Raw genomic sequence first — 21,477 nt, forward strand, 5'->3', positions numbered from 1 at the left:
CCATGAACGAGTTGAACGAGCGCGACGCCCTGCGGGCCGATGTCTATCGGCTACTGGCCCGGCTGCTGCGCGAGGCACCCGATGCCTCGCTGCTCGAGTGGCTGGCCGGGCTGGAGGTCGATCAGGACGGCACCCTGCTCGCCGCGCGCTGGGCATCACTGGTCGTTGCCGCGGGCGCGACCACGGCCGCTGCCCTCGAGCGGGCCCACTTTCGCCACCTGGTCGGGGTGGTGCAGGGCGACATCACGCCCTACGCCTCCTGGTATCGCAACGGCGAGCTGATGGACGCAGCACTGGTCGCCCTGCGCCGTGATCTCAAGGCGCTGGGCTTCGAGCGTGCCGAGCACAGCCGGGACCCGGAGGATCATCTGGCCGCCCTCTGCGAGGTGATGGCCATGCTGATCGAGGCCCGCGCTCCGGACGAGGCGCGCTTCTTCATGACGCACCTCGCGCCCTGGGCCTCGGACTGCCTGGCGGATCTTGGCCGGGTCGACGCCCCCTTCTACGCGCACCTGGGCCTGCTCGGCCAGGCCTTCATAGAGGAGGAGTCCCGGCGACTCGAGGCCGAGTCGCGCCAGGATCCCGTCAGGATCGTCGAACCCTGACGCCCCACATCGGACCGTGAGCCACAAACACAAAGACAATCACAACAAGGCCCCGGCACGGGCCGCAGACAGCATGAGTAGAGGAGACATCCCCATGCCCAACACACGCAACCCGGAGCGCCGGCGCTTTCTCAAGACGCTCGGCATCGGTACCGCCGCCGCTGGCGCGGCAGCGGCCGTCGGTCACGTGACCCTGGCCCAGGCCGACCCCAAGCCGACGGCGAAGGAGGCCGAACCCTCCCGCGAGTACCGGGAAACCCCCCACATCCGTGCCTTCTACGCCACGCTGCGTGACTGACGGCCCCGAGCCAGGAGAGTGATGCCATGCGTCTGACACCTAGATCCGATACTCCGAGGGCCGGTGGACTGGGCATTTCCCGCCGCCAGTTCCTCAAGCGCAGCGGGGCCACCACCGGCGGCCTCGCCGCCGCCGGCTTCATGGGGGCTCCCATGATGCAGCGCGCCGAGGCCGCCGAGAAGACCGCCGTCTCCGACGCCCCGGTGGAGACCAAGCGGACCGTCTGCTCCCACTGCTCGGTGGGCTGCGGCGTCTACGCCGAGGTCCAGGAGGGCGTCTGGACCAAGCAGGAACCCGCCTTCGACCACCCCATCAACCGCGGTGCCCACTGCGCCAAGGGCGCCTCGCTGCGGCAGCACGGCCACTCGAGTCGCCGCCTCAAGTACCCCATGAAGCTGGTGGGTGGCGAGTGGCAGCGGCTGAGCTGGGAGGATGCCATCGAGGAGATCGGCAGCAAGGTGCTGGAACTGACCGAGGCACACGGCCCGGACAGCATCTACTGGCTGGGCTCGGCCAAGTTCAACAACGAACAGGCCTACCTGATGCGCAAGTTCGCGGCCCTGGCCGGGACCAACAACACCGACCACCAGGCGCGCATCTGCCACTCCACCACCGTGGCCGGGGTGGCCAACACCTGGGGCTACGGGGCGATGACCAACTCGCTCAACGACATCCAGAACAGCAAGTCGATCATGTTCATCGGCTCCAACCCCTCCGAGGCCCACCCGGTGGCCATGCAGCACATCCTGCTGGCCAAGGAGCGCAGCCAGGCACACATCATCGTCGTCGACCCGCGCTTCACCCGCACCGCGGCCAAGGCCGACAGCTACGTGCGGATTCGCCCCGGCTCCGACGTGGCCTTCATCTGGGGCCTGCTGTGGCACATCTTCGAGAACGGCTGGGAGGATCGGGAGTACATCAACCAGCGCGTCTACGCCATGGACGAGGTGCGCAACGAGGTGGCCCAGTTCTCGCCCGAGGTTGTCGAGAACATCACCGGCGTCTCCGAGGAGGCGATGCGCGACACCGCGCGGCGCCTGGCCGAGAACCGCCCGGGGTGCGTGGTGTGGTGCATGGGCGGCACCCAGCACACCACCGGCAACAACAATACCCGGGCCTACTGCATCCTCGAGCTGGCCCTGGGCAACATCGGCAAGTCCGGCGGCGGGGCGAACATCTTCCGCGGCCACGACAACGTCCAGGGCGCCACCGACCTGGGCCTGATGTCCCACTCGCTGCCCGGCTACTACGGTCTCTCCGAGGGTGCCTGGAGGCACTGGGCCCGCGTCTGGGACCTGGACTACGAGTGGCTGAAGGGGCGCTTCGACCAGGCCGAGTACGCCGACGGCCAGCCGATGTACTCCAGCGGCATCACCGTCTCGCGCTGGATCGACGGCGTGCTCGAGCAGGAGGAGGACATCTCCCAGCGCACGCGGCTCAAGGCGATGTTCTACTGGGGGCACGCGGTCAACTCCCAGACCCGCGGTCCCGAGATGCAGAAGGCCATGCAGCAGCTCGAGATGATGGTCATCGTCGACCCCTACCCCACCGTGGCGGGGGTCATGCACGACCGCCAGGACGGCGTCTACCTGCTGCCGGCGGCCACCCAGTTCGAGACCACCGGCAGCGTCACCGCCACCAACCGCTCCATCCAGTGGCGTGACCAGGTGATCGAGCCACTGTTCGAGTCCAAGCCCGACCACGAGATCATGTACCTGCTGGCCAGGAAGCTGGGCTTCGGCGACGAGCTGGTCAAGAACTACCAGATGAATGGCGACGAACCGCTGATCGAGGACATCACCCGCGAGTTCAACGCCGGCATGTGGACGGTGGGCTACACCGGCCAGAGTCCCGAGCGCCTCAAGGCCCACCAGCAGAACTGGCACACCTTCAGCTTCCGTGACCTCAAGGCCGAGGGCGGGCCCGCCGACGGCGACTACTATGGCCTGCCCTGGCCCTGCTGGGGCAACGCCGAGATGGGCCACCCCGGCACGCCGATCCTCTACGACACCAGCAAGCGGGTCTCCGAGGGCGGCCTGACCTTCCGCGCCCGCTTCGGCATCGAGCGCGATGGCGAGAACATCCTCGCCGACGGCTCGTTCAGCGAAGGCTCCGAGCTCGAGGACGGCTACCCCGAGTTCACCGACGCCATGCTCAAGGACCTGGGCTGGTGGGACGACCTGACCGAGGAGGAGAAGGCCGAGGCGGAAGGCAAGAACTGGAAGACCGACCTCTCCGGCGGCATCCAGCGGGTGGCGATCGCCCACGAGTGCGCCCCGTTCGGCAATGCCAAGGCGCGCTGCAACGTCTGGACCTTCCCGGACCCCATCCCCAAGCACCGCGAGCCGCTCTATACCAGTCGCCGCGACCTGGTGGCCGACTACCCGACCTGGGACGACGTGGCCTCCCACTACCGCCTGCCGACCCTCTACAAGACCATCCAGGAGAAGGACGTCACCGGGGAGTACCCGATCATCCTCACCTCCGGGCGCCTGGTGGAGTACGAGGGCGGCGGCGAGGAGACCCGTTCCATGTCCTGGCTCGCCGAGCTGCAGCAGGAGATGTTCGTCGAGATCAATCCGGCCCTCGCCAACGACCTGGCCATCGCCGAGGGCGACATGGTGTGGGTCGAGGGCGCCGAGGGTGGCCGCGTGAAGGTCAAGGCGCTGGTCACCCCGCGGGTCGCCCGCGAGGTGGTCTTCATGCCCTTCCACTTCGGCGGCATGTTCCAGGGCGAGAGCCTGCACGACCGCTATCCGGAAGGCTCGGCCCCCTACGTGCTCGGCGAGGCGGCCAACACCGCCACCACCTACGGCTATGACTCGGTGACCCAGATGCAGGAAACCAAGTGCACGCTGTGTCGCATCGAGAAGGCAAGCTGAGGAGAACACCATGGCCACTATGAAGTTCATGTGCGACGCGGAGCGCTGCATCGAGTGCAACGGCTGCGTCACCGCCTGCAAGAACGCCAACGAGGTGGAATGGGGCGTCCAGCGCCGTCGCGTGGTGACCCTCAACGACGGCGAGCCCAGTGAGGTCTCCATCTCGGTGGCCTGCATGCACTGCGACGATGCACCCTGCATTGCCGTCTGCCCCACCGAGACCCTGTTCCAGCGCGATGACGGCATCGTGCTGCACGACAAGGACCTGTGCATCGGCTGCGGCTACTGCCTCTACGCCTGCCCCTTCGGCGCCCCGCAGTTCCCGAAGCAGAACGCCTTCGGCGAGCGGGGCAAGATGGACAAGTGCACCTTCTGCGCCGGCGGGCCGGCGGAGACCAAGGAGGAGGAGTACCAGAAGTACGGGGCCAACCGCATCGCCGAGGGCAAGCTGCCACTGTGTGCCGAGATGTGCTCGACCAAGGCCCTGCTCGCCGGTGATGCCCAGGAGGTCGCCGATATCTTCCGCCAGCGGGTCGTGCAGCGGGGTCACAAGGATGGCGGCTGGTCGGGAAACCCCCGGGCCGACGCCGACTCCCTGGCCTACGACGCCACCCAGCAGGGGTAAGGAGGTCATGTCATGAGCAAGTCCACACCCTGGCGGGCGCTGTGGCGACTGCCCCTTCTGGTGCTGGCCCTGGTGGCCAGCCTGGGGGTCGCCCAGTTCGCCCTGGCCCAGGCCGACCCCGATCGCGAGGCCGCCACGGCGGTCCCGGCCCTGGACGCCGATGCCTGGCGGCAGATCAAGAGCGGCGAGACCGGCCCCAACTACCGGGACAGCCGCTTCGATTCCAACTACAACCTGATCAACGCCAGTGGCGAGACCTGGCGACAGCTGCGCGAGCGCTGGGTCTCTCCCTTCGGGGTGATCGCCGTGGTGGGCATGATCGTGGTCATCGCCCTCTTCTACCTGGTGGTCGGCCGCAAGAAGCTCGACGAGCCGCGAACGGGGCGCAAGCTGCTGCGCTGGTCCCTGGTGGTCAGGTCCCTGCACTGGACGGTGGCGACCCTGTTCATCCTGCTGGCCCTCACCGGGCTCAACCTGGCCTATGGCAAGGCCGTCTTCCGTCCGATCTTCGGCGACGGCTTCTGGGCGGCGATGATGTCCGGTACCAAGCTGATCCACAACTACCTGGGACCCTTGTTCGGCATCCTGCTGGTGATCCTGCTGCTGCGCCTGCTGGCCCACAACATTCCTCGCAAGCATGACCTGGAGTGGTTCGCCAAGGGCGGCGGCCTGGTGGGCAAGGGGCATCCCGATGCGGGGTTCGCCAACGGCGGTGAGAAGGTGTGGTACTGGCTGCTCGCCACCGCCGGCATCGCGGTAATCGTCAGCGGCCTGGTGCTGGACTTCCCCAACTATGGCCAGGGGCGCGACACCATGCAGTGGGCCAACATCATCCATGCCGTGGGTGCCTTCGGCCTGACGGCGGTCGCCCTGGGCCACATCTACATCGGCACGCTGGGCACCGAGGGCTCCTTCGAAGGCATGGCCACCGGCTACGTGGACGAGACCTGGGCCAAGGAGCATCACAACCTCTGGTACGAGAAGGTCAAGGACCAGGCCGTTCCCGAGGAGCAACTGGCGGCCGACCGATCCTCTGCGCAGGGCGATGAACCGGCCCCCCGCTCCGGCTGAGCGTTGGCAGGAAAGCGCCCATCGACACCGCCTACGGGCGGTGTCTTTTGTTAAGCTGATGCGACAGACGCAATCGCCATCCCGAGGAGCCACCATGCAGCATCTCGACGACGCCACCCGCACCGAACTCGAAGCGGCCGCCTTTCGCCGCCTGCTCCGCCACCTGGATGAGCACAAGGAGGTACAGAACATCGACCTCATGATCCTCGCCGACTTCTGCCGCAACTGCCTCTCCAAGTGGCTGGTGGCCGCCGCCGACGAGCGCGGCGCCGAGCTGGACTACGATGCCGCCCGGGCCTACGTCTACGGCATGCCCTATTCGGAGTGGAAGGAGAAGTATCAGCAGGAAGCCACTCCCGAGCAGATGGCCGCCTTCGAGGCGCGCCAGGCCGGCAAGCAGGAGCAGAAGGACGGATGAGCGAGCCGATGATTCCCCTCTCCATCGCGGTGCTGACCATCTCCGATACGCGCAACGAGGAGACCGACCGCAGTGGCCAGGCGCTGGTCGAGCGCCTCACGTCTGCCGGGCACACCCTGCACGAGAAACGTATCGTGCCCGATGACGTCTACCGCATCCGTGCCGTGGTGGCCGGCTGGATCGCCGAACCCGACGCCCAGGTGATCCTGACCACCGGCGGGACCGGCTTCACCGGCCGCGACTCCACGCCCGAGGCGGTCTCGGTCCTGCTCGACAAGCAGATCGAAGGGTTCGGTGAACTCTTCCGCCACCTTTCCTGGCAGGAGATCGGCAGCTCAACGGTGCAGAGCCGCTGCCTGGGCGGACTGGCCAACGCCACCGTGGTGTTCTGCCTGCCCGGCTCCACCGGGGCCTGCCGCACCGCCTGGGACGGGATCCTGGCCGAGCAGCTCGACAGCCGCCACAAGCCCTGTAACTTCGCCAATCTCGTCATTCCCGAGCGAGGTCAGCATGGCTGAGACCATTTGCAGCCGGCACTCGCCGTGCAACTCTCCATACGTTCAGGCCAAGTCCGTGATCCCCGAGCGAGGCCAGCATGGCTGAGATGCAATCGGTCGAGGCAGCACTGGTGGCGCTGCTGCGTGACGTGGCGCCGACACCCCCGGAACGCCTGACCTGTGACAAGGCGGCGGGCCGTGTGCTCGCCGAGGCGATCGAGGCCCGGCTCGACGTGCCCGCCTTCGACAACAGCGCCATGGACGGCTATGCCCTCCACCACCGGGATGCCGGCAAGCGGCTGCCGGTCGCCCAGCGCATCGCCGCGGGCTCGCCGGCCGCGCCGCTGGCGCCCGGCACCTGTGCGCGCATCTTTACCGGGGGCGAGCTCCCCCCGGGTGCCGACTGCGTGGTGATGCAGGAGCGCGTCGAGGTAGCGGCCGACCTGGCCGCGATACCGCCCGACATCCCGGCCGGCGACAACGTTCGCCGCCGCGGTCGTGACGTCACGGCAGGCGCGCCCCTGCTGCCGGCCGGCGAGCGGCTGGAGGCCGCCGCGCTGGGCCACCTGGCCGGTCAGGGCATCACCGAGGTGGTGGTGCGTCGCCGCCCCCGGGTGGCGCTACTCTCCACCGGCGACGAGATCGTCGACCCGGGCCAACCCCTTGCCGCGGGCCAGATCTACAACTCCAACCGGCCGATGCTCAGGCGGTTGCTCGAACGCTTCGGCGCGGAGCTGACGCTGGTCACCTCGATTCCCGATGATCCGGCGGGAACCCGAGAGACGCTGAGCGCCGCCGCCCAGGAGGCAGACCTGGTGATCAGCACCGGCGGCGTCAGTGTCGGCGAGGAGGATCACGTCAAGGCCGCTCTGGCCTCACTGGGCCAGCTGGACCTGTGGCGACTGGCGATCCGTCCCGGCAAGCCCCTCGCCCTGGGGCGCCTGCCGGGGCGCGAGGGACGGGAGGTACGCTTCGTCGGCCTGCCCGGCAATCCCGTCTCCTGCTTCGTCGGCGCCTGGCTGTTCCTGCGTCCGCTGCTCGGTGCCCTGCAGGGGTGCCAAGGACTCGCGCAGCTGCCCTGCCTGCGGGCCCGGGCGGATTTCTCCACGCAAACCGGCCCGCGACGCCATTACATGCGCGTGATGCTCGAGTTCGGGGAGGACGGGGTCCTGGCTCGGGCCTTCCGGGACCAGAACTCCGGCGTGCTGTCATCCTGCATCAGCGCCGATGCACTGGCGGTGGTCCCGGCCCAGAGCCGGATCGAGCCGGGTGATCCGGTCGACTGCCTGTGGCTCAGGGTCGAGTGACCCCTCCCTGCGGTGAGGCAATCCCCAGGGCGTCATTGACCGCGGGCCAGAGCCTTTCGAAGTCGCGGGCGAGCCGCTCATAGTCCTCCTCCAGCCAGGGCACGAGCTCGGCCAGGCGGTTGGGACCCGAAAGCCGCCGGCCGATACCCTCGATGGCCCGGCAGGTGAAGGCGAAGTCGGCGTAGCGATTGAGCCAGTCCTGCTCCACCAGGACCGGCATCATCGCCGCCAGCCGGGCCGGAGCTGGTTGCTTCGCCAGCACCCGATAGCAGCGAGCGACCAGCCAGTGCCGCTCGTCGCTTGCCAGTGACCGCGCCGCGAAGTGGTCCCAGACCAGGTCCAGGGCGATGCCGGCATAGCGGCGCTGCCTGCGCGGCGATCGTTCGAGCACGGCCGAGACCACCGGATGGCCATCGACGAAGGCATCCACGCGCCGATGGTGACGAATGCCGCTGGCCTGCTCGGCGCTCCAGGACGAAAGGTCGGCACCCTTGACCCCGTCGGCGATCAGGTTGCCGTAGAGGAAGTCATCGCTGCCGCCCCGGGCGAGCCAACCATGCGCCAGAAAATTCATTATCGGCAAATCACAGGCAATGGGTGGGCTTCGGCAAGCCAGCGAGACGGGCGGCCACCTTGGCCGGGCTGCCCGGAAAGAGGCGCATCAGGTGGATGGAGCGCCCCTTCTCCGGCCCCAGCGCGCGTGCCACGGCCTTCACCAGGGGGCGCATGGCGGGCGCCATCTCGTAGCGAGCGTAGAAGTCACGGAGCACCTGGAGGATCTCCCAGTGCTCCGCCGTCAGGGTTATCCCTTCCTCGTCGGCCAGGGCCTCGGCGACCTCCGGCGACCACTCATTCATGTTGACGAGGTAGCCTTCGGGATCCAGGCCATATTGGTGTTGATCGACAGATAGATAACGGTATATTTCTGTGGTTGCCATCAGTACCAGCTCACCGTTCGTTCGGCTTCCTCGGTCAGGACCACGAAACCGTCCACGTCGACCACCTGTACGCTGGCGTCGCAGCGACCGAGCAGCCCGCGCGATTCCAGGTCCTCCTTCAGGGCGAACAGGCGCCCCTCCAGGCCCGTGTAATACCGCACCAGCTGAGGGAGCGCCCCCTGGACCCCATCCTCGATCAACAGCAGGCGATCCTCCGGCGACATGCCGGCCAGGGCCTGCTGGTAGACCCGACTGGTCGCGGGGGAACGGTTCACGACATGCAGCAACATGGGCGCACTCCTTGCGTCTGGCTAGAAGGTCAACACCAGGCGATGCCCGGAGAGGACACGCGCCAGCGCAGCGGGGGGCAGGCACTCCACCTCGAGCATCAAGTCGTCGCTCGAGAGGCCGAGACGGGAGAGCCCCTGCTCTTCCACCAGCAGCGTCTCGATATCATACATCTCCAGCATCTCCAGCGTCGCGGCCGTGCCCTTCTGCCCCAGGGGGCCCAGCTGCTGCCCCGGCATCAGGGCCGTCACCCCCTCTCCCATGAACAGCAGGGAGACCCGGCGCCCGAAGGCCGCGGCGACCAGGGCGGCATCCAGGCCCTCCCTCAGCCAGCTGCTGCCGTGGGGCGCGTGGCGCAGGATGACCAGCAGGTCACTGTCGTCATGGTGTTCTTGCATCGGGACTCCGTGGCAGGCATTCAGGGGCCGAAGGTGACCAGGCGGTCGCAGCGAGTGCCGAGGTCGACCAGCTGGCCCAGTCCGGTCAGCTCGAAGGGAGCCTCCACGCTGACGCCGTCCTTGCCGTGGCGGGCCGCTTCCCGCTCGTCGAGCAGGCCACGGCGCAGGGCCGCGGCGATGCAGACCTGCAAGGCGACCCGATGCTCGTTGGCCAGCGCCGCCCAGGCATCCACCAGATGTGGCTCGTCCTGGGGGGGAGCGGCCAGCCGGGCGGCGTTGTACACCCCATCATGGTAGAAGAACACTGCCTCGAGCCGGTGGCCCCGTGCCACCAGGGCACGGGCGAAGCGCAAGGCGGAGTGGCTCGCCTGATCACTGTAGGGGGCCCCCATCAGCAGGATGGCATAGCGCATGGGCTCTCCTGAAACAGCCTGGCCCCGCCAGTAGGCGGGGCCAGGTATCCGTGCTGTGGCGAAGCCGTCAGTCCTGGCTCATGATCCCCAGGATGGAGAGCAGGCTGACGAACAGGTTGTAGATCGAGACGTAGAGGGTAATGGTCGCGAGGATGTAGTTGGTCTCGCCGCCCCGATGGACGATCTCACTGGTCTGGTAGAGGATGGCGGCCGAGGCGAACAGCACGAAGCCGGCCGAGACCATCAGTGACAGCGCGGGAATCTGCAGGAAGATACCCGCCACCATGGCGATGATCAGCACGATGGCACCTGCCATCAGGAAGTTCGCCAGGAAGCTGAAGTCCTTGCGCGTGATCAGCGCTACGGCCGAGAGGCCGACGAAGGTCACCCCGGTCATGCCCAGTGCGGTCATGATCAGCTGAGCCCCGTTGGGCAGGGTGAGGTAGGCGCTGAGGATCGGCCCCAGGGTGAAGCCCATGAAGCCCGTGAAGGCGAAGGTGGAAAGCAGGCCGATCGCCGAGTTGGCCGTCTTGTGCACCAGGAACATCAGGCCGTAGGCACCGATGAAGAACACCAGGATGTTCATCCGCTCGATGCCCATGGCCATGGCGGCACCGGCCGTCGCGGCGGAGAACAGCAGGGTCATCGCCAGCAGGCCATAGGTATTGCGCAGGACCTTGCTGGTACCGACAGCCTGGGTCTGCTGCCGTGTCATCTGCGTGTCTTGGTAAGCCATGGATCCGAAGCTCCCTGTGTGGTTGATCTAGGCACTTGACCTAGCATGCCGCCAGAAGGTTCCCGACGCAAGAGACTGGCTAGCCTGGCTTCAACGCGCTTTCTGCGGACATCGCCTCGGCCAGCACCCGACGCGCCACGCGGGACGCCGATTCACAGACCTCCCCGTCATCCTGTTCGAGGGCCTCGAGGTCCATCCAGCGCAGCTCGGTGGCATCGTCGGCGGCCCCCTCCACCCCGCCCTGCCATTCGAGCTGCACCACCACGATGACGAAATGCATCCTCAGCAGGCCCGCGTCGTCGTGGTCGAAGAGGTCGATGGCCGTCAGGATCCTCCGGGGCGCCGCGAGCACACCGGTCTCCTCCAGCAGCTCCCTCGCCGCTGCCTGCTGGAGGCTCTCACCCGTTTCCACCTTGCCGCCGGGCAGGGCCAGCATGCCGGCACTGGGCGGGTTGCGCCGCCGCACCATGAGGATGCGGTCACCCTTGATCACGGCGGCCGAGACGGCGGGGACCGGACGCACACCGGAGGGCAGTGTGGGGTCAAGCATGATGCTCTCCTGCAGTCACCGATGCCCCATTGTGCCTCAGCTCGCCATGCGAAGCCTAACATCTTGATCCCTAGGCGCTCTTGACCCGGCGAGGAAAGCTGGTAGTATACCCATCCGTGAGCCGGAGGGATGGCAGAGCGGTTGAATGCACCGGTCTTGAAAACCGGCGAAGGTGAGAGCCTTCCCAGGGTTCGAATCCCTGTCCCTCCGCCAATACTACTTAAGAATCAAGCGCCTACGGGCGCTTTTTTCTTGTGCGTAATCCCCCGGCACTGTTTCACAGGCAGTATCTGCCATTGCCACCTCGTCACTGAAGCAACTCACGTGCATCGATCAGCGTCAGGCGGCCGGTGCAGAAGGCCCCGGTGTCGATATAGTGAACATTACCCAAGGTCAGCGGCCGCTCCACGATGGTGTGGCCAACGACGACGACGTCGATTCCCGCCACCGGCGTCTCGTCGCCCCGTTGGATGCGGGAGCGCCCCCATACCAGCGCTTCCCGGTCGGCCACCTCGATAAGCGACCAGTCGGCCGGTGGCTCGGCGTGCACCATGCCCACGCGCTTGCCCATGCCCTCGACCTCGCGCGCAAATGGCAGATAGCTAAGCGCCGCCTGCAGGATCCTTCGTGTCTCTCCTACCCCGCTTTTGAGGCTCCATCCCCCGCCATTGATCATCCACTGCGCCCAGGCCCGACTGCCCTCCCCTTCCAGCAGCGCGGCATCGGCCAATGCCTCATGATTGCCGCGTACGGCATGAAACCACGGCCGGAAGACAAGCCTCAGGCAGTCGAGCGAACCAGGCCCCCGGTCGATTAGGTCGCCAACGCAGAACAGGCGGTCCTCCGACTCGCTGAAGGCGACGCCCTGCAAGGCTTCCTGCAGCAGGCGGTACTGACCGTGAAGGTCACCCACGAAGAAATCGCGGCCCCTGGTGTTCGCTTGATGCCTGATCAACATGGCGTGAATTCCTCATCCATCCCCGAACGCAGCCGACTATGTCATGATGTGGACCCTAGTTCCCAGATGGGCGAGTGACCAAGCCAAATGGCACTGAAGGCAACGATTCACAAGGTCCAGCTGCAGATCGCCGACATGGATCGGCACTACTATGCGGATCATCCCCTGACCGTGGCGAGACACCCCTCGGAGACCGACGAACGCATGATGGTCAGGCTGCTGGCCTTCGCCCTGAACGCCGACGAGACCCTGGCCTTCGGGCGGGGGGTGAGCACCGAGAACGAGCCCGACCTCTGGCTCCAGGACCTGACCGGCGACATCGAGCTCTGGATCCAGCTGGGCCAGCCCGACGAGAAGGCCATTCGCCGTGCCTGCGGGCGAGCCGACCGGGTGGTCGTCTACACCTACAGCGGCCAGGGCGCCGCGATCTGGTGGGAGCAGATCGCCGGCAAGCTCGCCACCCTCGACAACCTCAGGGTCGTCGACATCTCCCCGACTTCCGTGGCGGCGCTGGGCGACCTGGCGGCGAGGAGCATGACGCTGAGCTGCATGATCGAGGATGGCGGGGTCTGGGTGACCCACCCCGACCGAGGGGCTGTCGAGGTGGCACTCGAGGTGCTCAAGGACATGCGCGCCGGTTAACCCATCGAAAGGCCTCGGTGCGTCGGCTCAGTAGAGCCTCAGCCCCACGCGGGAGACCTTGTTGCCGTCCATCTCGCTGACCACCCAGTGGATGCCGTGCCAGTCCACGTCATCGCCCACTACCGGGTGCCCCCCGACCCTCAGCGAGACGAACTCGGCCAGCGTCATGTCCCGCTCGCCGGGACTCAGGGTCAGGCCATAGGCATCGGCGATGTCGCGCATCTGTGCCTCCCCGTCGAAGGTGAAGGTCCCGAAGAAGGCCCGCTCGCGCTTGAGCTTGGCATCGCCGTTGAACAGGCGGTTCAGCGCCGGCAGGTCATCGGTGCGCCCGATCACGCAGATCACGTCACCCAGGCGCAGCCGGGTGCTGCCCTTGGGGTGCAGCATGGCGTGCTCGCGGAATAGCGCCGAGATCAGCGCCCCCGAGGGAAAGCGCAGCAGCCGGATCGGCACGTCCTCGAGGTCGGCGTTCTCGACCTCGTAGACGAACATCTCGTAGTCGTTCTCGGGCAGGATGCCCAGTGGCCCGCGACGGTTAGGCGTGACGGTGGGGGGCAATTCGACCTTCATGCGGCGCGCCATCCACGGCAGGGTGCCCCCCTGGATCAGCAGCGACAGCAGCACCACTGCGAAGGCCACGTTGAAGTAGAGCGAGGCATTCTCCACCCCGCCGATCACCGGGAAGATCGCCAGCACGATGGGCACCGCCCCGCGCAGGCCCACCCAGGCGATGAAGCCGATCTCCCGCCAGCGGAACTTGAAGAAGGGCTTGACGGCGATCAGCACCGCCAGTGGCCTGGCGACGAAGATCAGCGCCAGGGCCACCAGCAGTGCCGGCAGCGCGTAGTCCAGCATCTCGCTGGGAGTGACCAGCAGGCCCAGCACCAGGAAGAGGCCGATCTGGGAGAGCCAGGCCAGCCCGTCGTGGACCGGAAGGATGAAGTTGAGGTGGCGCCCGGGCCGGTTGCCGATCATCAGGCCGGCCAGGTAGATGGCCAGAAAGCCACTACCGCCCAGGGCGCTGGTCAGGCCGAAGATACAGAAGCCCAGGCCCAGGGCCAGCAGCGAATAGAGGCCCGGGGCCAGGTCCAGCCAGCTCAGCAGGCGCGCGCTCAGCCAGCCGATGCCCAGGCCGATGACGATGCCCAGGCCGAACTGCTGGACGAGGAACAGCAGGGTCTCGACCACCCCGCCGATCTCGCCGACCAGCACTTCCACCAGCATCAGGGTGAGGAAGATCGCCATGGGATCGTTGGTCCCGGACTCGATCTCCAGCGTCGCCCCGACTCGCTCGTTGAGGTTGACGCCCCGGCCGCTGAGCATGGAGAACACCGCGGCGGCGTCGGTGGACCCCACGATGGCCCCCACCAGCAGGCCCTGAACCAGACTCAGGTCGAACACCCACATGGCGAACACGCCCACCAGCGAACCGGTGATGAAGACCCCCAGCGTGGCCAGGGAGAGCGCCGGCCGGAAGCCGACGCGGAAGGTCTTGAGGCGCGTGCGCAGCCCGCCATCGAGCAGGATCATGGCGAGCGCCAGGTGGCCGATCAGGAACGCCAGCGAATAGTCGTCGAACTGGATGCCGAGCAGGCCCTCCTCCCCGGCCAGCATGCCAAGGCCCAGAAAGATCAGCAACAGGGGGACCCCGGCCATCGAGGAGAGGCGGCTGGCGAGAATGCTCAGGGCCAGCAGGAAGCCGCTGAGCAGGAAGAGGCTGTTGATCGAATCCATGGCATCCTGCCTCGGCTGCAAGAGAGCGGATTATCGCATGCCCCGCCCGGCACAGCGATTTCCGTTTGTGGTCATGGCTGGTCGCGGCCCGTGGGCAGCGGTTAAGCTTGCGCGGCACCCACGCAGGCCCGGATAGCGCGCATGGCAGGAGTCCCGATTCGATGACCAGATCCGTTTTTCGGCGACCTCGCCGCGGACGACTGCTGCTGTCGGCTGCCGCCCTGCTGTCGACGCTGTCCGCCGCGGCCGACCCGCCGGCCGACGCCGTCGAAGCGCAGCAGGGTTACCCGCCGCTGGGCACCGAGGTGATGGTGCCGGACCTCGAGTCCCTGGCCGACCAGGCGGCCAGGGCTGCCGCCGAGGCCGCGGCCTGGGCAGAGACCCGGCGTCGCTACCGGGAGGCGCCAACCGGGCCCAGCGTCGACACGCCCTCGCGCCCTAGCGTCCCCGCCATCGCCCTGCGCCCGGCGGAACCGATCGAACCACCGCCTGTCACCCCGCTCAGGATCATGCTGGACGGCTACCCGAGCCCTCGCCATGCCGCCCTGCTCGTCGCCCGGGAGAGGCGCCTGTTTGCCAGTCACGGACTGGCAGTGACCCTCGCCACCCCGGCCGACCCGGACGTGCCCAGCAAGCTGCTGGCAGCGTCCCGGATCGACCTGGCAGTAGCCCGCCAGCCGTTGCTGCACCTCCAGGTGGACCGCGGGCTGCCGTTGGTCCGTGTCGCCACGCTGGTCGCCATGCCCTTGAGCGCCCTGGTGGTGCGCGAGGACGGGAGCATCGAGACGCCGGCCCAGCTGGCCGGCTCGCGCATCGGCCATGCCGATATCGACAGCCGTGACGTCCTGCTGGCGGCCCTCAAGCGCGGCGCGGCGATCCGCGACGACGAGGTGGAGACCGAGGCGCTGCATTTCCGGCTCGGTGATGCCCTGCGCGAGGGCCGCGTGGATGGCGTGATCGGCGCCATGCGCCACCTGCTGCCCCGGCAGCTCGCCGACGAGGGACTGGCCACCCGGGTACTGCGCATCGAGGAGTTGGGCATCCCGCTACATGATGGCCTGGTGCTGCTCGCCAACCGCGACCACCTGGCGCCGCAGCGGGATGCCATCCGACGCCTGGTGGCGGCGCTCGAGGAAGCCACGGCCTGGATCGCCAACCATCCGGAGGAGGCCTGGTCGCTGATGGCGAACGCGGAGCCGGGCCTCGACACCGCGGCCAACCGTGAGGCCTGGGAGATGGTCCGCTCGCGCCTTAGCCTCAGCCCCGCGGCCCTGGACCAGGGCCGCTACCGACGCTTCGAGGAATACCTCTTCGAGGCCGGCCTGATCCAGGAGCGCCATCCGGTCTCGCGACTGGCCATCGACCCCGGGGCAGCGCCTCGCTAGCCCGCCACGCGCTCGAGGAAGGCATTGACCGCCGTCTGGAAGGCCTTGGGCTGCTCGGCATGCAGCCAGTGGCCCGCCTCCAGGGTCTCGACCTCGGCTCGCGGCAGCACCTCGCGCAGCGCCGGCAACATCTCGTCGGTCACGTAGCGCGAGCGGGCACCGCGCAACACCAGGGTCGGCCCCGCGAAGGCGCCCTCTCCCGCCGGCTCCCCCATGATCGTCTCGTAGTCTTCCTGGATCTCGTCGAGGCCGATGCGCAGGCGCAGGATGCCCTCGTCGTCGCGCTCCAGGTTGGTGGCCAGGAAGAGGCGCACGGCGGACTCCTCGACGTGTTCGGCGAGCAGCGCGTCGGCCTCGCGGCGATTGGTGGGCCGGCCCGCCTCGACGCGGCGCAGGGCGGCGAACACGCTGTCGTGGTCATGGCCGTAGGCGATCGGCGCGATGTCGGCGACGACCAGCGATGCCACGCGGGTCGGCGCCAGCCGGGCAAGGCTGATCACCACCTTCCCGCCCATGGAGTGTCCCAGCAGGTGGGCACTTGCCACGCCGAGCCGGTCCAGCAGGGCGAGCAGGTCCTCGGCCATGGCGTCGTAGCCCATCCCCGTCGCATGCGGCGATCGGCCATGGTTGCGCAGGTCGACGGCAATCACCCGATGCCGGCGCTGCCACTGCTTGAGGTGGGAGCGCCAGTTGTCGGCGCTGCCGAGCAGGCCGTGGACGACCACCAGCGGGGTGGTGTCGCCCCCGGTGTCGATATAGTGGAGTTCGATGGGCATCTCAGTCTCCTCGGCTGGGGGTAGGGTCAGATGCGGGCGCGTGCCTGGCCGGGCATCAGGTCGGCGCTGCCCGTCACGGCGACCAGGCGGCGGCTGAGCCAGGCCAGCAGCACGCCGTAGAGGGGCAGGAAGAACGCCAGGCTGATGCCGAGCTTGATCACGTAGTCGACCCAGGCGATCTCCGGCCAGTTGGCGGCCATGAAGGGGTCGGGGCTCGCGTGGAAGGCGATGGAGAAGAAGGCGAAGGTATCGGCCAGGTTGCCGAGCACCGTGGAGACGGCCGGTGCCACCCACCAGGCCTTCAGGGCGCGCAGGCGATCGAAGACCTGCACGTCCAGCAGCTGGCCCAGCACGTAGGCCATGAAGCTCGCCAGCGCGATCCGGGCCACGAAGAGGTTCCACTCGCCCAGCCCCTCGAGACCGGCAAAGCCGCCGCGCGGAAAGACCACCGAGACGACATAGGAGATCACCAGCGCCGGCAGCATGACCCTCAGCACGATGGCCCGCGCCGGTTCCTTGCCGAACAGGCGCACGGTGAGGTCGGTGGCCAGGAAGATGAAGGGGAAGCTGAAGGCGCCCCAGGTGGTATGGAACCCGAACAGGGTGAAGGGCAGCTGGACCAGGTAGTTGCTGGCGGCGATGACCAGGATATGGAAGGCGACCAGCAGCGCCAGGCAGCGCCGGGTCTGGGCATCGGAAAGCACGAACATCACGGCATCCTTTTTTGGGGAGGGGTGAGGGAACCCTCATGGCACGGGAGCCGCCCTGGAGCGGACAGGCCGCGCATTATACGACCTGCGCGGCGCACTGGCCATGGACCCACCCGGCCCACATGACGACGCCGCCCATGATGGGCGGCGTCGAGAGGAGGCATCACAAGGCGTGTCAGACCTGACGGGCCTCGTGGGCAGTACCCACCGCGCGCTCCTTCATGGCCTCGTGCACGTCCTGCAGGCTCGCTGGATCGTCGATGGTCGAGGGCACGCCGAACTCCTTGCCGTCGGCGATGTTGCGCAGCAGCTTGCGCAGGATCTTGCCGGAACGGGTCTTGGGCAGGCGGTCGACCACCAGTACCTGCTTGAAGCAGGCGATGGGGCCGATCTTCTCGCGCACCAGGGCGATCAGCTCCTCCTCGAGGTCGGCCTCGCGGCCCTCGAAGCCGTCCTTGGGAATCACCAGCCCCACCGGCAGCTGGCCCTTGAGGGCATCATGGATGCCGATCACCGCGCATTCGGCCACGGCGGGATGGGCGCCGACGACCTCCTCCATCTCGCCGGTAGAGAGGCGATGGCCGGCAATATTGATGACATCATCGGTGCGCCCCATGATGAACAGGTAGCCATCCTCGTCGAAGTAGCCACCGTCACCGGTCAGGTAGTAGCCGGGGACGGCCGCCATGTAGGCGCTGTGGAAGCGCTGCGGGTCACCCCAGATGCCGGTCAGGCAGCCAGGCGGCATCGGCTGCTTGATCACTACGCTGCCCTGCTCCATCGGGCCGGCCGGCTCCCCCTCGCGGTCCAGGATCTGGACGTTGAAACCGGGCACAGGCACCGTCGCGCTCCCGGCCTTGGTGGGCATCGGCTCCAGGCCCTGGAGGTTGGCGGCGATCGGCCAGCCGGTCTCGGTCTGCCACCAGTGGTCGATCACCGGCACGTCCATCAGGTCATCCAGCCAGTGGAAGGTCGGCGGGTCCAGCCGCTCGCCGGCCAGGAACAGCGCCTTGAGACAGGAGAGGTCGTACTGGGCCATCAGCTTGGCGTCCGGGTCTTCCTTCTTCATGGCGCGGAAGGCCGTGGGGGCGGTGAAGAAGCTCTTGACCCGGTACTCGCTGATCAGCCGCCAGAAGGCCCCGGCATCCGGGGTCTTAACCGGCTTGCCTTCGTAGACGACGGTGGAGCAACCGCGCAGCAGGGGGGCATAGACGATGTAGGAGTGGCCGACCACCCAGCCCACGTCGGAGGCCGAGAAGAAGACGTCCCCGGGGTCGACGTCGTAGATGGTGTCCATGGAGTAGCTCAGTGCCACGGCATAGCCGCCGGTATCCCGCACGACCCCCTTGGGCTTGCCGGTGGTCCCGGAGGTATAGAGGACATACAGCGGATCGCTGCCCTTGACCGGTACGCAGTCGGCAGGCTCGGCCTTCGCGACCAGGGCCGCCCAGTCGTGGTCGATCCCCCCCAGCTCGGCGTGATGCTGGTCACGCTGGAACACCACGCAGGCATCGGGCTTGTGGGCACTCTGCGCAATGGCCTCGTCGATGATCGGCTTGTAGGGCAGTACCTTGCTGCCCTCGATCCCGCAGGAGGCGGCAACCACGACCTTCGGAGCGGCATCCTCGATGCGCACCGACAGCTCGTGGGGGGCGAAGCCACCGAACACCACCGAGTGCACGGCGCCCAGGCGCGCGCAGGCGTACATGGCGACCAGCGCCTCGGGCACCATGGGCATGTAGATCACCACCCGGTCGCCCTTCTCCACACCCAGCCCCTTCAGGGCCCCGGCAAAGCTCGCCACCTGGTCGCGCATCTCGGCGAAGGTGAGGGTCCGCTTGCTGTCGGTGACCGGGGAGTCCCAGAAGATGGCCGGCTGGTCGCCGCGCCCCTGCTCGACATGGTGATCGAGGGTGGCATGGCAGATGTTGAGCTCGCCATCCACGAACCAGCGGGCATGGCCCGCCTCGTCGTATTCGAGAATGGTGGTGGGCGGGGTGAACCAGGGAATGCGCCTGGCCTGCTCGGCCCAGAAGGCCTCGGGGTGATCAATGGAGCGGCGGAACTCGTCTTGGTACATGCTCATCTGCATCCTGTCAGCAATCGAAGGGGCGTTGATTGTTGACACTCTAGAGCAACTTCACGGCCATAACCTCATACCATCGGCTAACCTTCGACAAAAGTGCAAGGCATCCCGGGCACCATTGTCGACAACAAGGCGCGCGAGACCGCGGTTTCGGCATTGACCCAGCGTTGACTCGGCGACAGGCGCCAAGCTGGACTATTATTGAGGATACGCTGAATCAGGATGTGCCAGAGCAACGGACACCACCCGTGCCAGGCGGGATCACGGGAAGGCATTCAACAGCGCAGGCGACCGGCCATCGGGATGCCGGACCTGCCCGGCAGGGGACAGATCATGGGCAATACCAGCGGCGCTGCAGCACGCCTCCTGGAAGGCGGCTCAGCGGTCATCGACGAGGCCAGCGCCCTGCTCAAGGCGATGGCCAACGACAATCGTCTGCGGATACTCTGCCTGCTCGATGGCACCGAACTCTCGGTGACCGAGCTCAACCAGCGTCTCTCGCTCAGCCAGTCGGCGCTCTCCCAGCACCTGGCGATCCTGCGTCGAGAGAACCTGGTCAGCACCCGCCGGGAATCCCAGACCATCTACTACTCCCTGCATGGCAAGCGCGCGAGAACCCTGATCGAGGCCCTCGGCAGCCTGGAACTCGGCGGCAGGCCCTAGTGGCTGATCAGCGCTTCTGCCAGCGCCCGGCATCGAGCATCTCGAGCCCGCGCTCGATGCTCTGCTCCACGCCCCGCGAGACCGCCATGCCCAGGCGGTCGCCAAGCTTGTGCTTCTGCTCCAGCTTCAGGCTGATCACCCGCGCCTGCTGCATGCGCTCGACCAGGTAGGCCTCGCTGGTGCCCAGGGCATCCACCAGGCCCCTCGTCAGGGCATCGCTGCCATACCAGATCTCGCCGGTGGCCACCGCCTCGATGTCGAGCCCCGGACGCCGCTCGGCCACATGGCGCTTGAAGAGCTCGTGGGTGGTCTCGAGGTCCTCGAGGAACTTCTCGCGCCCCTCCTCGGTATTCTCGCCGAAGACCGTGAGGGTCCGCTTGTAGCGCCCTGCCGTGAGCAGTTCCACGTCGATGTCATGGCGCTTGAGCAGGCGGTGCAGGTTGGGAAGCTGGGCGACCACCCCGATGGAACCGATCACCGCGAAAGGGGCGGCACGCAGCCGGTCGGCCGCACAGGCCATCAGGTACCCGCCGCTGGCGGCCACCTTGTCGACGCACACCGTGGTGGTCAGACCCGCCTCGCGCAGGCGATCGAGCTCGGCCGCCGCCAGGCCGTAGCCATGCACCAGGCCCCCGGCCGACTCCAGGCGGATCACCACCTCGTCTCCCTCGCCGGCCACCGCCAGCACCGCCGAGACCTCCTCGGCGAGCTGCCCGGTGCCGCTGGCCCGGATGTCGCCATGGAAGTCGAGCACCCAGACCGTCGGCGAGGCCTCCCCTTCCCCCTTGCGACCGCGGCGGTCCTGTGCCTTGTCATCGCGCCGGAAGGCCTTGACCAGCCGCTTGCGAGCCCCCGGCTGGCTGGCGGCCAGCTGCATTCGCCTGCGGCGGGAGCGGCGCGTGCCATTGAGTTCCTCGAGCCGCAGCCGACTGCGCTCCCCGGTCTCGCCCCTGACCCGCAGGACCACTGCAACGGCCAGGCCGCCGACCACTACCAGGGTCAACAGCTGCGCCACGAACATGCCGAATTCCGTCAGCCACTCGTTCACTGCCATCTCCTTTACACTCGCTGTCCCGACATCCTGCCCGTGGCCTTACTGGCGGCACAAGGGCGCTTGATTCAAACAATCGTTTCAAATACGCTCTGACACCGGACACCTCCCTGCGACCAAGGATCCCCATGTCAGACGCCACCATCGACAAGCTGCAGCGCCGCTTCGACCCCGAGGCCGCCAGCGGCATGCATGAAGTCTTCCAGTTCCACTTCTCCGATGCCGGCGACCATTACCTGGTCGTGGACGACGGTACCCTGGAGGTCCACGAGGGCGAACACGACGATCCCTCGGTCAGCCTGAGCATGAGCAGCGAGACCCTGAAGGGCGTGATGAGCGGCGAGATCAACGGCGTGAGCGCCTTCATGACCGGTAAGCTCAAGGCCACCGGCAATGTCATGCTGGCCACGCAGCTGACCCGGCTGTTTCCCGGCCACTGAGCGACT

Annotated in this window: 25 protein-coding genes and 1 tRNA gene; 13 read left to right on the plus strand and 13 right to left on the minus strand. The window is 67.5% G+C overall.

The annotated features are described in order from the left end of the window. Positions 1 to 2: 2 nt before the first annotated feature. The 8 genes from P8934_RS09705 (at position 3) to glp (ending at position 7,703) form a co-directional block, all read left to right on the plus strand. Positions 3 to 605 (plus strand): molecular chaperone TorD family protein, encoded by a 603-nt coding sequence (locus P8934_RS09705; RefSeq protein ID WP_278030853.1) that lies wholly within the window; start codon positions 3 to 5, stop codon positions 603 to 605. 94 nt (positions 606 to 699) lie between these two features. Continuing rightward, positions 700 to 903, plus strand: coding sequence for a twin-arginine translocation signal domain-containing protein (locus P8934_RS09710; RefSeq protein ID WP_133634073.1), 204 nt, complete (start codon positions 700 to 702; stop codon positions 901 to 903). A 26-nt stretch (positions 904 to 929) separates the two neighbouring features. After that, entirely contained in the window at positions 930 to 3,785 is a 2,856-nt protein-coding gene (locus P8934_RS09715; RefSeq protein WP_278030854.1) for a molybdopterin-dependent oxidoreductase, read from the plus strand. 10 nt (positions 3,786 to 3,795) lie between these two features. Then, positions 3,796 to 4,410 carry a formate dehydrogenase FDH3 subunit beta gene (gene fdh3B, locus P8934_RS09720; RefSeq protein WP_106231288.1) on the plus strand — a complete coding sequence of 205 codons (615 nt, stop codon included), beginning with the start codon at positions 3,796 to 3,798 and terminating at the stop codon, positions 4,408 to 4,410. Between the two features lie 12 nt (positions 4,411 to 4,422). Further along, positions 4,423 to 5,481: a formate dehydrogenase subunit gamma gene (locus tag P8934_RS09725; RefSeq protein ID WP_278030855.1), complete on the plus strand. Its 1,059-nt coding sequence runs from the start codon at positions 4,423 to 4,425 to the stop codon at positions 5,479 to 5,481. A gap of 94 nt (positions 5,482 to 5,575) precedes the next feature. After that, positions 5,576 to 5,899 (plus strand): DUF1244 domain-containing protein, encoded by a 324-nt coding sequence (locus P8934_RS09730; RefSeq protein WP_278030856.1) that lies wholly within the window; start codon positions 5,576 to 5,578, stop codon positions 5,897 to 5,899. Next, entirely contained in the window at positions 5,896 to 6,417 is a 522-nt protein-coding gene (moaB, locus tag P8934_RS09735; protein WP_278030857.1) for a molybdenum cofactor biosynthesis protein B, read from the plus strand. The genes P8934_RS09730 and moaB overlap by 4 nt, the downstream gene beginning before the upstream one ends. Before the next feature lie 77 nt (positions 6,418 to 6,494). Continuing rightward, the gene (gene glp / locus P8934_RS09740) at positions 6,495 to 7,703 is read left to right on the plus strand and encodes a gephyrin-like molybdotransferase Glp (RefSeq protein WP_278030858.1); all 1,209 of its coding nucleotides are present in this window, start codon (positions 6,495 to 6,497) and stop codon (positions 7,701 to 7,703) included. On the opposite strand, the gene P8934_RS09745 is transcribed toward glp, so the two are convergent. From P8934_RS09745 to P8934_RS09775, 7 genes are all read right to left on the minus strand, one after another. After that, on the minus strand, positions 7,690 to 8,277 hold the full coding sequence (locus P8934_RS09745) for an ACP phosphodiesterase (RefSeq protein ID WP_278030859.1): 588 nt from the start codon (positions 8,275 to 8,277) through the stop codon (positions 7,690 to 7,692). The genes glp and P8934_RS09745 overlap by 14 nt on opposite strands. A 10-nt stretch (positions 8,278 to 8,287) precedes the next feature. Beyond that, on the minus strand, positions 8,288 to 8,641 hold the full coding sequence (locus tag P8934_RS09750; protein ID WP_278030860.1) for a TusE/DsrC/DsvC family sulfur relay protein: 354 nt from the start codon (positions 8,639 to 8,641) through the stop codon (positions 8,288 to 8,290). Next, positions 8,641 to 8,931, minus strand: coding sequence for a sulfurtransferase complex subunit TusB (gene tusB, locus P8934_RS09755; protein WP_278030861.1), 291 nt, complete (start codon positions 8,929 to 8,931; stop codon positions 8,641 to 8,643). The genes P8934_RS09750 and tusB overlap by 1 nt, the downstream gene beginning before the upstream one ends. 21 nt (positions 8,932 to 8,952) lie before the next feature. Next, positions 8,953 to 9,327 (minus strand): sulfurtransferase complex subunit TusC, encoded by a 375-nt coding sequence (tusC, locus tag P8934_RS09760; protein WP_278030862.1) that lies wholly within the window; start codon positions 9,325 to 9,327, stop codon positions 8,953 to 8,955. 20 nt (positions 9,328 to 9,347) lie between these two features. Beyond that, positions 9,348 to 9,740 (minus strand): sulfurtransferase complex subunit TusD, encoded by a 393-nt coding sequence (gene tusD / locus P8934_RS09765; RefSeq protein WP_106231280.1) that lies wholly within the window; start codon positions 9,738 to 9,740, stop codon positions 9,348 to 9,350. A gap of 67 nt (positions 9,741 to 9,807) precedes the next feature. Continuing rightward, the gene (locus P8934_RS09770; protein ID WP_133634050.1) at positions 9,808 to 10,476 is read right to left on the minus strand and encodes a Bax inhibitor-1/YccA family protein; all 669 of its coding nucleotides are present in this window, start codon (positions 10,474 to 10,476) and stop codon (positions 9,808 to 9,810) included. A gap of 79 nt (positions 10,477 to 10,555) precedes the next feature. Beyond that, the gene (locus tag P8934_RS09775) at positions 10,556 to 11,026 is read right to left on the minus strand and encodes an NUDIX hydrolase (protein WP_278030863.1); all 471 of its coding nucleotides are present in this window, start codon (positions 11,024 to 11,026) and stop codon (positions 10,556 to 10,558) included. Between the two features lie 123 nt (positions 11,027 to 11,149). Here P8934_RS09775 and P8934_RS09780 point away from each other — a divergent pair. Further along, positions 11,150 to 11,239: transfer RNA gene (locus P8934_RS09780), tRNA-Ser, on the plus strand. A 94-nt stretch (positions 11,240 to 11,333) separates the two neighbouring features. Here P8934_RS09780 and P8934_RS09785 read toward each other — a convergent pair. Then, positions 11,334 to 11,984: a metallophosphoesterase gene (locus P8934_RS09785; protein ID WP_278030864.1), complete on the minus strand. Its 651-nt coding sequence runs from the start codon at positions 11,982 to 11,984 to the stop codon at positions 11,334 to 11,336. A gap of 87 nt (positions 11,985 to 12,071) precedes the next feature. On the opposite strand from P8934_RS09785, the gene P8934_RS09790 reads away from it, so the two are divergent. Next, positions 12,072 to 12,626: a YaeQ family protein gene (locus P8934_RS09790; RefSeq protein ID WP_278030865.1), complete on the plus strand. Its 555-nt coding sequence runs from the start codon at positions 12,072 to 12,074 to the stop codon at positions 12,624 to 12,626. Positions 12,627 to 12,653: 27 nt separating this feature from the next. Here the strand turns inward: P8934_RS09790 and P8934_RS09795 are convergent, their stop codons facing one another. Beyond that, the gene (locus P8934_RS09795) at positions 12,654 to 14,360 is read right to left on the minus strand and encodes a potassium/proton antiporter (RefSeq protein ID WP_278030866.1); all 1,707 of its coding nucleotides are present in this window, start codon (positions 14,358 to 14,360) and stop codon (positions 12,654 to 12,656) included. Between the two features lie 161 nt (positions 14,361 to 14,521). Here P8934_RS09795 and P8934_RS09800 point away from each other — a divergent pair, with 161 nt between their 5' ends. Then, complete coding sequence (locus P8934_RS09800; protein WP_278030867.1) at positions 14,522 to 15,745, plus strand: ABC transporter substrate-binding protein; 1,224 nt, start codon at positions 14,522 to 14,524, stop codon at positions 15,743 to 15,745. On the opposite strand, the gene P8934_RS09805 is transcribed toward P8934_RS09800, so the two are convergent. The 3 genes from P8934_RS09805 to P8934_RS09815 all read right to left on the minus strand — a co-directional run bounded on the left by P8934_RS09805 (position 15,742) and on the right by P8934_RS09815 (position 19,317). After that, complete coding sequence (locus P8934_RS09805; protein WP_278030868.1) at positions 15,742 to 16,521, minus strand: alpha/beta fold hydrolase; 780 nt, start codon at positions 16,519 to 16,521, stop codon at positions 15,742 to 15,744. The two genes, P8934_RS09800 and P8934_RS09805, sit on opposite strands and share 4 nt — an antisense overlap. Positions 16,522 to 16,547: 26 nt before the next feature. Beyond that, complete coding sequence (locus P8934_RS09810; protein WP_278030869.1) at positions 16,548 to 17,231, minus strand: 7-cyano-7-deazaguanine/7-aminomethyl-7-deazaguanine transporter; 684 nt, start codon at positions 17,229 to 17,231, stop codon at positions 16,548 to 16,550. A gap of 175 nt (positions 17,232 to 17,406) precedes the next feature. Next, a complete protein-coding gene (locus tag P8934_RS09815) occupies positions 17,407 to 19,317 on the minus strand; it encodes a propionyl-CoA synthetase (protein WP_278030870.1) in 1,911 nt (636 codons plus the stop codon). Between the two features lie 333 nt (positions 19,318 to 19,650). On the opposite strand from P8934_RS09815, the gene P8934_RS09820 reads away from it, so the two are divergent. Next, a complete protein-coding gene (locus P8934_RS09820; RefSeq protein ID WP_106231255.1) occupies positions 19,651 to 19,980 on the plus strand; it encodes a metalloregulator ArsR/SmtB family transcription factor in 330 nt (109 codons plus the stop codon). Positions 19,981 to 19,987: 7 nt separating this feature from the next. Here P8934_RS09820 and sohB read toward each other — a convergent pair whose 3' ends face one another. Beyond that, positions 19,988 to 21,028: a protease SohB gene (gene sohB, locus P8934_RS09825; protein WP_278030871.1), complete on the minus strand. Its 1,041-nt coding sequence runs from the start codon at positions 21,026 to 21,028 to the stop codon at positions 19,988 to 19,990. Between the two features lie 131 nt (positions 21,029 to 21,159). Between sohB and P8934_RS09830 the strand changes: the two genes are divergently transcribed. Continuing rightward, positions 21,160 to 21,471, plus strand: coding sequence for an SCP2 sterol-binding domain-containing protein (locus P8934_RS09830; RefSeq protein ID WP_278030872.1), 312 nt, complete (start codon positions 21,160 to 21,162; stop codon positions 21,469 to 21,471). Positions 21,472 to 21,477: the final 6 nt, after the last annotated feature.

Source organism: Halomonas sp. CKK8, assembly GCF_029625235.1.
GTDB classification, from domain to species: domain Bacteria; phylum Pseudomonadota; class Gammaproteobacteria; order Pseudomonadales; family Halomonadaceae; genus Halomonas; species Halomonas ventosae.

Excerpts from the sequence above, each read along its gene's own strand:
- P8934_RS09730 (WP_278030856.1), top strand. The coding sequence starts at position 5,576 with ATGCAGCATCTCGACGACGCCACCCGCACCGAACTCGAAGCGGCCGCC.
- P8934_RS09815 (WP_278030870.1), bottom strand. The coding sequence starts at position 19,317 with ATGAGCATGTACCAAGACGAGTTCCGCCGCTCCATTGATCACCCCGAG.
- P8934_RS09790 (WP_278030865.1), top strand. The coding sequence starts at position 12,072 with ATGGCACTGAAGGCAACGATTCACAAGGTCCAGCTGCAGATCGCCGAC.
- tusD (WP_106231280.1), bottom strand. The coding sequence starts at position 9,740 with ATGCGCTATGCCATCCTGCTGATGGGGGCCCCCTACAGTGATCAGGCG.
- P8934_RS09830 (WP_278030872.1), top strand. The coding sequence starts at position 21,160 with ATGTCAGACGCCACCATCGACAAGCTGCAGCGCCGCTTCGACCCCGAG.
- moaB (WP_278030857.1), top strand. The coding sequence starts at position 5,896 with ATGAGCGAGCCGATGATTCCCCTCTCCATCGCGGTGCTGACCATCTCC.
- P8934_RS09745 (WP_278030859.1), bottom strand. The coding sequence starts at position 8,277 with ATGAATTTTCTGGCGCATGGTTGGCTCGCCCGGGGCGGCAGCGATGAC.
- P8934_RS09750 (WP_278030860.1), bottom strand. The coding sequence starts at position 8,641 with ATGGCAACCACAGAAATATACCGTTATCTATCTGTCGATCAACACCAA.
- P8934_RS09795 (WP_278030866.1), bottom strand. The coding sequence starts at position 14,360 with ATGGATTCGATCAACAGCCTCTTCCTGCTCAGCGGCTTCCTGCTGGCC.
- P8934_RS09810 (WP_278030869.1), bottom strand. The coding sequence starts at position 17,231 with ATGTTCGTGCTTTCCGATGCCCAGACCCGGCGCTGCCTGGCGCTGCTG.
- P8934_RS09800 (WP_278030867.1), top strand. The coding sequence starts at position 14,522 with ATGACCAGATCCGTTTTTCGGCGACCTCGCCGCGGACGACTGCTGCTG.
- glp (WP_278030858.1), top strand. The coding sequence starts at position 6,495 with ATGGCTGAGATGCAATCGGTCGAGGCAGCACTGGTGGCGCTGCTGCGT.
- P8934_RS09715 (WP_278030854.1), top strand. The coding sequence starts at position 930 with ATGCGTCTGACACCTAGATCCGATACTCCGAGGGCCGGTGGACTGGGC.
- P8934_RS09705 (WP_278030853.1), top strand. The coding sequence starts at position 3 with ATGAACGAGTTGAACGAGCGCGACGCCCTGCGGGCCGATGTCTATCGG.
- P8934_RS09785 (WP_278030864.1), bottom strand. The coding sequence starts at position 11,984 with ATGTTGATCAGGCATCAAGCGAACACCAGGGGCCGCGATTTCTTCGTG.
- P8934_RS09710 (WP_133634073.1), top strand. The coding sequence starts at position 700 with ATGCCCAACACACGCAACCCGGAGCGCCGGCGCTTTCTCAAGACGCTC.
- P8934_RS09820 (WP_106231255.1), top strand. The coding sequence starts at position 19,651 with ATGGGCAATACCAGCGGCGCTGCAGCACGCCTCCTGGAAGGCGGCTCA.
- fdh3B (WP_106231288.1), top strand. The coding sequence starts at position 3,796 with ATGGCCACTATGAAGTTCATGTGCGACGCGGAGCGCTGCATCGAGTGC.
- P8934_RS09725 (WP_278030855.1), top strand. The coding sequence starts at position 4,423 with ATGAGCAAGTCCACACCCTGGCGGGCGCTGTGGCGACTGCCCCTTCTG.
- tusB (WP_278030861.1), bottom strand. The coding sequence starts at position 8,931 with ATGTTGCTGCATGTCGTGAACCGTTCCCCCGCGACCAGTCGGGTCTAC.
- tusC (WP_278030862.1), bottom strand. The coding sequence starts at position 9,327 with ATGCAAGAACACCATGACGACAGTGACCTGCTGGTCATCCTGCGCCAC.
- P8934_RS09805 (WP_278030868.1), bottom strand. The coding sequence starts at position 16,521 with ATGCCCATCGAACTCCACTATATCGACACCGGGGGCGACACCACCCCG.
- P8934_RS09770 (WP_133634050.1), bottom strand. The coding sequence starts at position 10,476 with ATGGCTTACCAAGACACGCAGATGACACGGCAGCAGACCCAGGCTGTC.
- P8934_RS09775 (WP_278030863.1), bottom strand. The coding sequence starts at position 11,026 with ATGCTTGACCCCACACTGCCCTCCGGTGTGCGTCCGGTCCCCGCCGTC.